The following is an 8,779-nucleotide window of genomic DNA, read 5'->3' on the forward strand; positions in this document are numbered from 1 at the left end:
GTCGACCAGATGTCCATCGCGGCCTGCGCGAGCGCCGGCGGCGCATCGTCGTGCAGCGCCATCAACTGCTGCAGTACCGATCCCGCGAGCGCGGCCAGCTTCGCATCGCGACCGACCGGCCGGGCCACGAATTCGTCGGCCGCGCCGATGCGGCTGGTCAGCAGCGCGCGCGGGATCGCGACCATGACCGCATGCGACCACTCGCCGAACTCGAGGCTGAAGGGACGCGACTGGTCGTGCAGCACCATGTCGCCGGGGCGCATGCTCACGCGCCGCTCGTCCTGGCTGAAGCGCGTGTTGCCGCCGAGCGCGAACCAGAGGAAGAAGTCGTCGCGCGGATCGCGCCGGATGTCGGTGGCGCCGCGCGTGACGCGGATGGTCGCCGCGCCGGGCAGCTTCGATTCGATCTCGTTGAGCGCGAGCGCGCCCAGCCCGCGCTGCGACACCCTGGCGCGGAACGCAGCGCCGCCCGGCGCATTCGCGCACTGCGTGACCGAGTAGCTGCGGCACGTGACCTGGTGCCACTTCTCGAAGCTGTCGCCGGGTTCGACCAGGGTTTTCATGGAATGGATGGCAGGTGGAGAACAAAGCTTGGCAAGCCGGGGCCAGCGCGGACGGCCGGCGCGACCCAAGATCGCCGCACCCGCCACCATCCGACTCACCCACCGAGGGGCCAATATGCCTTATCAGATCGATCGCATCAATCCGGCGACCACCGCCGTCATCGTCGTCGACATGCAGAACGACTTCGTCGCCGAGGGCGCCCAGCTGCGCTCGGCCCAGGCCGCGGCCATGGTGCCGACCTTGGCGCGCACCCTGGCCATCTGCCGCGAGCGCGGCATCCGCGTGATCTACACCGCGCACGTGCACCGGCGCGACGGCTGCGACATGGGCCTGTACGACGACCTCTACGGCCCGATCGCCGACCGCAGCGCGCTGGTCGACGAGACGCCCGGCAGCGAGATCTTCGCGGCGCTCGCGCCGGCCGCGGGCGAGCACGTGGTCAAGAAGCACCGCTACAGCGGCTTCTTCGCGACCGACCTCGACCTGATCCTGCGCGAGTGGGGCATCGACACCGTGGCGATCACCGGCACCACGACCGAGAACTGCTGCCATGCGACGGCGCGCGACGCGATGTTCCGCAACTACAAGGTGGCCTTCCTGTCGGATGCGACCGGCACCTTCGACTACCCCGACATGGGCCAGGGCGCGATGCCGGCCGAGGCGGTGCACCAGGCCACGCTGACCATCCTGGCCTTCTCGACCGCGCACGTGATGACGAGCGAGGAGTTCGTCGCGCGGATCGATCGCTGAGCCTTCGCGGCCTTGCGCGACGGTCAGCGCGGCGGGCTCTGCACAGTCGCCGCGACGATGCGGCGCACCACCGGCAGCAGGACGAGCAACGAGGGAAACGCGGCCAGCCACGAGACGCCCCAGGCGCCCATCCACATGCGAGGCCATTCCTCGCTGAGTCCCACGCTCTTGAGCGTCGCGATGCCGGCCACGATGCACGACATAAAGACCGACAGCAGCAGCGGCATGAGGATGCCCGCGCAGCGCGCCGGCAGTTTCCGGAGGCCGCGGCTCATGCGGCGGCCAGCTCGCGGATGTATTGCGCCAGCGTGCGCGGCGCGCGGCCGAGGATGGCCTCGAGCGTGAGGGCGTTGCCGCCGAGCCCGTGCGCCGCATAGTGCGCGTGGACCTTCGACAGCAGTTGCAACTGGCGCGCGTCATAGGGCGGGCGCGTCCGCTCGGCCCAGCCCTCGAAGTCCAGCTCCCGCGCCGCCACCGGTCGGCCGAGCGCCTCGCCGGCCATCGCCGCGATCTCCTGCGGATTGAAGCGGCCGGGCGCGCACAGCTCGAACGAGCCGTAGGCCAGCCGGTCTTCGGTCAGCGCGATGGCCGCGACCTCGGCGACGTCGCGATAGTCCACGCGCGCGATCCGCGTGTGCACCGGGTAGGGTTCCGCGAAGACGCCGTCCCGCGCCATGCCGGGCCAGGCGCCCCGCAGGTTCTGGAAGAAGTTGGCGGGGTGCAGCAGGGTGTATTCGAGCTTCGACTCGAACAGTGCGGCCTCCACCGGGACCTTGCTCGCGTGGTTCGCGAGCGTGACGTGCGTCGGCTGGATCACCGACGAGAACACGAACTTGCGCACTCCGGCCTGCTGCGCGGCGGCGACGAGATTGCAACCCATCTGCGTTTCGTCCGCCTGAAAGGCCGGGCCGATGTGAAACACGCCGTCCGCACCCGCGGCCGCGCGCCGCAGGCTCGGCGGATCGCGCAGGTCGGCAACGACGGCTTCGGCGGCGCCGTTGTCGATCGCCTGGCGCCGGCCGGATTCGCTGCGCACCAGCGCGCGCACCGTGGCACCCCGCCGTACCAGCGCGGGCACCACGAGCGCGGCCACGCGGCCAGTGGCGCCGACCACCAGCACCGTGGGTCTATGTTGTTCCATGGATGATTCCTCGATCGATGAGCGGCACCAGGCCGCGGAGTCCCGAAGATAGGGACGGCCGCCGCACGCGTGAATCCACGGCGGCCGCCAAAGACCTTCATCCAGAACGGAAGAATCCATGGACCAGATTCAGGACATCCGCGCCTTCGTCGCCATCGTCGAGCTGGGCAGCCAGAGCGCCGCGGCCCGCCAGCTGGGGCGCTCGGTGCAGTCCATCAGCCGGTCGCTGGGCGTGCTCGAGCGCAGCATCGGCGTGCAGTTGATCCGGCGGACCACGCGGCAGTCGTCCCCCACCGAGGTGGGACGGACCTACCACCGGCGCGTGCAGGCCGCGCTGGCGGAATTCGACGCGGCCGCGGCGGAGGCAAGCAGCCAGTCGAGCGCGCCGCGTGGCCTGCTGCGCGTGGCCGCGCCCGTGCAGTTCGCGCCGGCCTTCGTCGTGCCGCTGATCGGCGCGTTCATGCAACGCTACGCAGGCATCGAGGTGGACCTCACCGCCTCCGACCGTTTCGTCGACCTGATCGAAGGCGACATCGACCTCGCGATCCGCATCGGCGAACTGCCCGATTCCGAACTGGCGGCGCGGCGCCTCGGCGACCTGCGGCTCGTGGTGTTCGGCGCGACCGACTACTTCGCGCGGCACGGGCGTCCGCAACGCCCCGAGGACCTGGTCGATCACCAATGCCTGGTGCGCACCACGCACGGCAACGACGCCAACTGGCCGTTCACCATCGATGGCCGGCCGCGGCGGGTGAAGGTCTCGGGACGCTTCCGGGCGGACAACACCGCTTCGCTCTATGCCGCGGTGGCGAACGGCCTGGGACTGTGCTTCACGCCGCTGTGGCAGATCCGCCATCTGCTCGAGAGCGGCCGCATCGAGCTGGTGCTGACCGAGTTCGAGTCGCCGCGGGTGCCGGTGCATGCGGTGTGGCCCGCGGCCCGGGGCAGCTTCGCGCGCGCGAAGCTGTTCGCGGACTTCGCGGCGCAGAACCTGCCTTCGCTCGAGCCTGGGTTCAAGGCTTGAGCACGACGAGCAGCGCGATGCCGCCGAACGCCGCGACGCACATCCCCGGGCCGATCCGGATCCATGCGCGCTCGCGGATGTTCATGCCCTCGAGCTGCCTTCTGACAAAGGCCGACAGCACGCCGTGCAGCCCCGACAGCGCGAACACCAGCACCAGCTTCGCATAAAGCCAGCCCGCGCCGAACCAGCCGCCCAGGCTCGCGAGCGTGATGCCCAGGCCCCATGCCGCGACCATCGCCGGCACCGTGACGCGGCGGTCCCAGCGCAGGAAGGCCTGTCCCATGCGCTTCTCGTGCGGCAGCAGCACACCGCCCGAGCGGCCGAGCGCGGCGGCCGCCACGCCGAGCAGCAGCAGGCCGCCGGTCCAGGCGAGCACCGCGGCCAGGTGCAACGCTTTGAGCCACAGATAGGTCATGGCGAGACCGGCTCGCGATCGAGCAGCTTCCAGCTGTAGAAGCCACCGCCCGGCAGGCAGGCGAAGAGCACGAGCTTGAAACCCATGCGCGCGGAGACATCCTCGAGCGTCGCCGCGTTCACGACCTTCCAGCAGAAGCCCAGGAAGACCAGGCCATGCAGCGGCCCCATGAGGCTCACGGCCCAGGGCAGGCCGGCGAGGTGTTTCATCGGCACCGCGACCAGCAGCAGGATCAGCAGCGTGGCGGCTTCGAGCAGGCAGAAAAGCCGGAGACGGGAAAGACGCAGGGCTCGGGACGGCAAGAGCAACTCCATGACGGGAACCCCCGTAGTCTCCCCATGCATTGCCCGAAGCGAAAGTGGCCGGATTGACAAGCTTCGACTGTTTTCCGCCAACCATGGAAGAATCCACCGCCATGACACCCCGCGCCCCGAACACCACGCCGCACCGGCTCGCGGTGCTCGCCCTGCCCGGCCTCATCGCCTTCGATCTCGCGAGCGCCTGCGAGGTCTTCGGCCATGCGGAGCTCGCGCCCGGCCAGCCCTGCTACCGCATCGCGGTCTGCGGCGAACGGAAGTCCTTCGACAGCGGCAGCTTCACGCTCACGGTCCGGCACGGGCTCTCGGTGCTCGATGAGGCGCAGACCATCGTCGTGCCCGGCATCGCCGATCCCGCGGCGCCGATCAGCCGCGCCGTGCTGCAGGCACTGCGCGCGGCCTCGGCGCGCGGCGCGCGCATCGCCTCCATCTGCTCGGGCGCTTTCGTGCTGGCGCAGGCCGGGCTGCTCGACGGGCTGAGCGCCACCACGCACTGGGTCGCGGCGCCGCTGCTCGCCGAGCTTCATCCGCGGGTGGAGGTCGATGCCAAGGTGCTCTACATCGACCATGGCCACATCCTGACCTCCGCGGGCGCGGCGGCGGGCCTGGACCTGTGTCTGCACATGGTGCGCAAGGACTTCGGCGCGGCCGTTGCGGCGCGCGTGGCGCGGCTGTCGGTGGTGCCGCTGCACCGCGAGGGCGGCCAGGCCCAGTTCATCCAGCCGCTGGACCTGCCCGCCGAGCGCGACCTGCAGCCGCTGCTCGCCTGGGTGGAGCGCAACCTGCACCGGCCACTGTCGCTCGACGACCTCGCGCGCCAGGCCTGCAGCAGCCAGCGCACGCTGAACCGGCGCTTCCAGGACCAGTTCGGCGTCTCGCCCGCGCAATGGCTGATCCGCGCGCGCGTGCGCCGCGCGCAGGAGCTGCTGGAGCGCACGCGCCTCGGTATCGAGCAGATCGTCGCCAAGGTCGGGCTGGGGTCGGCGGCGAACTTCAGGGCGCAGTTCCAGCGCGTGGCGGGCGTGAGTCCCAGCGCGTACCGGCAGAGCTTCGGCGCGGGGCCGAAGGCCTGAGTTTCCCGGCGCCGACGGTGCATCGGCGCGCGACTACGAATCCTAGTAGTCGCGTCTTCGGCCGGCCCAAACGGCAGTAGAGTGCCGCCCGGAGCGGAAACGTTTGCACCCCCGGTTCGATGCCATGTGGCCAAACGAAGGCCTTCCTTCGAACCTTCGACTGATATCCGTCGCCGAACGTAGTGGAATGGATGTGTCGCCATTGCAATTTGGTTGCAGCTTCTTACGGTTGAGCGGCACGAGCTTCTCTACAGTGCTCGGTTTTGCATGCGGGAGACGGTCCGCTCCTGTCGTCGCCCTTCACGTTTCGCTTCAGGGAGTTCCATGCCCACGCCCGCCTCCAGCCGGGGCCGCAAGATCACCGCGACCTCCGATGCCATGCCCATGCTCGATGGGGTGGCCGCCCTCGAACCCGTCCTGATCGAGGGCGAGGAAGCGCTCAGCCGCCCCTATCGCTACACCCTCACGCTGACCACGCCGGCGTCGAGCGCCATCGATGTGCGCTCGGCCGCGAACGTCAAGCTCAAGCCCCTGATCGGCGAGGAGTTCGGCGTGCACATCCTGCTCGACGGCCGGCCCGGCGGCGCGCAGCAGCAGCGCCATCTCTCGGGGCTGGTGACCCGCGCGCGCTTCCTGCGCCTGGAGCAACGGCGCGCGCTCTACGAGGTGGTCATCGAGTCGTGGCTGAGCCTGGCCCAGCGCTCGCGGGACTTCCGGATCTTCCAGAACAGGAACGTGCTCGACATCGTCGACGAGGTGCTCGGGGCCTACGGCTTCGCGCTCTCGATCCGCGCCACGGGCAGCTATCCGCCGCGCGAGTTCGTGGTGCAGTACGGCGAGACCGACTACGACTTCGCGAGTCGCCTGCTGCACGAGTGGGGCCTCTACTACTACTTCGAGCACGCGGCCAACAGCCACACGCTGGTGATCGTCGACGACATGCAGGCGCACGCTCCCTTCCCCGCCGGGGGCTACGAGCGCATTCCCTTCAGCGCCGCCGAGGCCTCGTCCAACGAGGAGCACTGCCATCACTTCCAGCTGGCCGAGGCGCTGCAAAGCGGCCAGTGGGTGACGGGCGACTTCGACTTCACGCGCCCCAAGGCCGACCTGCTGCGCACCAAGGCGATGCCGCGCCGCACCCGGCATGCGACGCGCGAGGTGTTCGCCTGGCCGGGCAACTACGCGGCCGAGGCCGACGGCGAGCAGATCGCGCGCGCACGGATGGAGGAGACCGGTGCGCCCGGCCAGGTCGCCAGCGGCGCGGGCAACCTGCGCGGCCTGGCGGCCGGCTACCGCTTCACGCTGACCGACCATCCGCAGGACAGCGCGAATGCCGACTACCTCGTGACCGCCGCGCGCCTGTCGCTGCAGGAAGCGGGCGACGCGACGGGGCTGGAGGAGTTCCGCTGCCGGGTCGAGTTCGAGGTGCTGCCGGCGAACAACATCTTCCGCCCCACGCCCGACGCGCTCAAACCACGCACCACGGGCCCGCAGACGGCGGTGGTCACCGGCCCCGCGGGCCGCGAGATCTGGACCGACCAGTACGGACGCGTGAAGCTCAGCTTCCACTGGAACCGGTACTGCAGCAAGGACGAGAGCAGCTCGTGCTGGGTGCGCGTGTCCTCGCCCTGGGCCGGCAGCAACTTCGGCGGCATGCAGATCCCGCGCGTGGGGCAGGAGGTGGTGGTCGACTTCGAGTACGGCGACCCCGACCGCCCGCTGATCACGGGCCGGGTCTACAACGCGGACAACATGCCGCCCTGGGACCTGCCCGCCAACGCGACCCAGAGCGGCCTGCTGTCGCGCAGCTCCGAAGGCGGCAACGCCGCGAACGCGAACGCGCTGCGCTTCGAGGACAAGCTCGGCGAGGAACAGCTGTGGCTGCATGCGGAACGCGACCAGTTGCTCGAGGTCGAGAACGACGAGGTCCACACCGTGGGCCGCGACCGCAACAAGACCGTCGAGCGCGACGAGACCCACCACATCAAGAACGACCGCACCAAGACCGTCGACCGCAACGAGACGATCACGATCCACGGCCAGCGCGAAGAGACCGTGGACGGCGACGAGGCGGTCACCGTCAAGTCGAACCGCAGCCATGCCATCACCGGCACCGAGACCCTGACGGTCACGGGCGACCAGACGCACATCGCCAAGGCGCACCGCACCGCCAGCGTCACGGGCAACCAGACCACCTCGGTCACGGGCACGGATTCGCTGACGGTCACCCAGGCCCGCACCGTCACGGCGCAGGACAACGACCTGTGGAACGTCACGCTGGGCCAGACCACCACCATCGGGCAGGCCTACAAGGTCTCGGCCCGCTCGCATGCCGCGACCTACAACGACGCGATGACGCTCAACGTGCCGGCCGGCCCGGCCTCGGCCACCGCGCAGGGCGACGTCTCGCTGACCAGCTCGGCCGCCAACCTGTTCGGAACGGCCGCCCTCAACATGGGCCTGCTGGCGCAAGGCGGCGATTTCTCGGCCGTGGCCTCGGGCAGCGTGGGCGTGAGCGCCGAGGGCGGCACGCTCGACACCTTCGCCTCGGGCGCCATGACGCATGCGAGCCCGACCAGCGTGGTGCTCGATGTCGACGGCACGGCGGTGGAGGTCACGCCGGGGCGCATCGTGCTGCGCGCGGGCAGCGCGACGCTGATGCTCGATGCCTCGGGCGTCACGGTGAACGGCACCAAGATCTTCCTGAACTGCTGAGGGCCGCATCGATGTCCTCCGCGGCACCGGTGCGCAACCCGGTCGAAAAACGCATGGCCCGGCTCCACGACCTGTGGTGGGAGCGCACCGACGATGCCTCGCTGCGCGCGGTCGTGCTGCGGCTGCCGCCCGACTCGCAGCGCATGCTCGATGCCTTCTTCACCCTGCAGATGGTGGACAGCGACTACGCCACGCCCGACCTCTTCCTGCGGCTGGACGCGGCCTTCGAGACCGGCTACCGCTACAGCCGCGAGCTGCGGCAGGCCCTGATCGAGACCTTCCTTCACAACCGGCCGCAGCTCGCGAAGCAGGGCGTGACCGGTCCCTGGGAAGAGGAACACGCGAGCGGCCGCGACAGCGCCGCCGGCTTCGTCGACACCGGCCTGTCGCTGGCGCGCCACCTGCGCCGCCAGCGGCTGTCGGTCGTGCTGCAACCGGGTGGCGTGAGCGACGCGGCCTGCTTCGAGCGCTGGCTCGACGCGGCAATGCAGGCGCCCGTGCCGTCGCAGGATGCCGGGCTGCTGCGGCTGGTGCTGGTCGACGACAGCGACTCGCGCGCCTGGCAGCCGCTGGTGGAGCGGCATGCGGGCGTCGTGCGCGTGGTCGATGCGCCGCTCGACATCCTGGAGGCCGCGCGCGAGATCGCGGCCCAGGCGGGCGGCGGGAGTGGCGGGGCCGCGCTGTTTCGGCAGCTCTATGCCGACATGCTGGTGCTGCTTCGCCGCGGCGACGCGGCCGCCGTGGAGGCAACGGCCGAGCGCGCCGCGCGACTGGCCACGC

General features: G+C 70.3%; 9 protein-coding genes and 1 pseudogene. 5 read left to right on the top strand and 5 right to left on the bottom strand.

Annotated features, from left to right (window positions below; translation table 11 throughout):
• Positions 1-563: cupin domain-containing protein (locus tag AC27VN_RS23865; protein WP_490878110.1), on the bottom strand; the 563-nt coding region annotated here is incomplete at its 3' end.
• A 115-nt stretch (positions 564-678) separates the two neighbouring features.
• Here AC27VN_RS23865 and AC27VN_RS23870 point away from each other — a divergent pair.
• Positions 679-1,314: a cysteine hydrolase family protein gene (locus AC27VN_RS23870; RefSeq protein ID WP_490878111.1), complete on the top strand. Its 636-nt coding sequence runs from the start codon at positions 679-681 to the stop codon at positions 1,312-1,314.
• A gap of 23 nt (positions 1,315-1,337) precedes the next feature.
• On the opposite strand, the gene AC27VN_RS23875 is transcribed toward AC27VN_RS23870, so the two are convergent.
• Both AC27VN_RS23875 and AC27VN_RS23880 read right to left on the bottom strand, forming a co-directional pair.
• Positions 1,338-1,589 (bottom strand): DUF2798 domain-containing protein, encoded by a 252-nt coding sequence (locus AC27VN_RS23875; RefSeq protein ID WP_093346974.1) that lies wholly within the window; start codon positions 1,587-1,589, stop codon positions 1,338-1,340.
• On the bottom strand, positions 1,586-2,575 hold the full coding sequence (locus AC27VN_RS23880; protein ID WP_490878112.1) for an NmrA/HSCARG family protein: 990 nt from the start codon (positions 2,573-2,575) through the stop codon (positions 1,586-1,588). The genes AC27VN_RS23875 and AC27VN_RS23880 overlap by 4 nt, the downstream gene beginning before the upstream one ends.
• Between AC27VN_RS23880 and AC27VN_RS23885 the strand changes: the two genes are divergently transcribed.
• Positions 2,574-3,479 (top strand): LysR family transcriptional regulator, encoded by a 906-nt coding sequence (locus AC27VN_RS23885; RefSeq protein ID WP_490878113.1) that lies wholly within the window; start codon positions 2,574-2,576, stop codon positions 3,477-3,479. The two genes, AC27VN_RS23880 and AC27VN_RS23885, sit on opposite strands and share 2 nt — an antisense overlap.
• Here the strand turns inward: AC27VN_RS23885 and AC27VN_RS23890 are convergent.
• A complete protein-coding gene (locus AC27VN_RS23890; RefSeq protein ID WP_490878114.1) occupies positions 3,469-3,894 on the bottom strand; it encodes a CopD family protein in 426 nt (141 codons plus the stop codon). The two genes, AC27VN_RS23885 and AC27VN_RS23890, sit on opposite strands and share 11 nt — an antisense overlap.
• Positions 3,891-4,196 (bottom strand): DUF3817 domain-containing protein, encoded by a 306-nt coding sequence (locus tag AC27VN_RS23895; RefSeq protein ID WP_490878115.1) that lies wholly within the window; start codon positions 4,194-4,196, stop codon positions 3,891-3,893. Before AC27VN_RS23895 ends, AC27VN_RS23890 begins: the two co-directional genes overlap by 4 nt.
• A gap of 113 nt (positions 4,197-4,309) precedes the next feature.
• Between AC27VN_RS23895 and AC27VN_RS23900 the strand changes: the two genes are divergently transcribed.
• From AC27VN_RS23900 to AC27VN_RS23910, 3 genes and pseudogenes are all read left to right on the top strand, one after another.
• Positions 4,310-5,284 carry a GlxA family transcriptional regulator gene (locus AC27VN_RS23900; RefSeq protein ID WP_490878116.1) on the top strand — a complete coding sequence of 325 codons (975 nt, stop codon included), beginning with the start codon at positions 4,310-4,312 and terminating at the stop codon, positions 5,282-5,284.
• A 324-nt stretch (positions 5,285-5,608) separates the two neighbouring features.
• A complete protein-coding gene (locus tag AC27VN_RS23905) occupies positions 5,609-7,999 on the top strand; it encodes a type VI secretion system Vgr family protein (protein WP_490878117.1) in 2,391 nt (796 codons plus the stop codon).
• A gap of 11 nt (positions 8,000-8,010) precedes the next feature.
• A pseudogene (locus AC27VN_RS23910) lies at positions 8,011-8,779 on the top strand (hypothetical protein); the annotation flags it as partial.

It is taken from the genome of Variovorax sp. 20P10.2.4, from assembly GCF_058244205.1.

What these genes read in the sequence shown, in the direction of transcription:
- AC27VN_RS23870 (WP_490878111.1), top strand. Translation starts at nt 679, where the DNA reads ATGCCTTATCAGATCGATCGCATCAATCCGGCGACCACCGCCGTCATC.
- AC27VN_RS23875 (WP_093346974.1), bottom strand. Translation starts at nt 1,589, where the DNA reads ATGAGCCGCGGCCTCCGGAAACTGCCGGCGCGCTGCGCGGGCATCCTC.
- AC27VN_RS23885 (WP_490878113.1), top strand. Translation starts at nt 2,574, where the DNA reads ATGGACCAGATTCAGGACATCCGCGCCTTCGTCGCCATCGTCGAGCTG.
- AC27VN_RS23880 (WP_490878112.1), bottom strand. Translation starts at nt 2,575, where the DNA reads ATGGATTCTTCCGTTCTGGATGAAGGTCTTTGGCGGCCGCCGTGGATT.
- AC27VN_RS23890 (WP_490878114.1), bottom strand. Translation starts at nt 3,894, where the DNA reads ATGACCTATCTGTGGCTCAAAGCGTTGCACCTGGCCGCGGTGCTCGCC.
- AC27VN_RS23900 (WP_490878116.1), top strand. Translation starts at nt 4,310, where the DNA reads ATGACACCCCGCGCCCCGAACACCACGCCGCACCGGCTCGCGGTGCTC.
- AC27VN_RS23905 (WP_490878117.1), top strand. Translation starts at nt 5,609, where the DNA reads ATGCCCACGCCCGCCTCCAGCCGGGGCCGCAAGATCACCGCGACCTCC.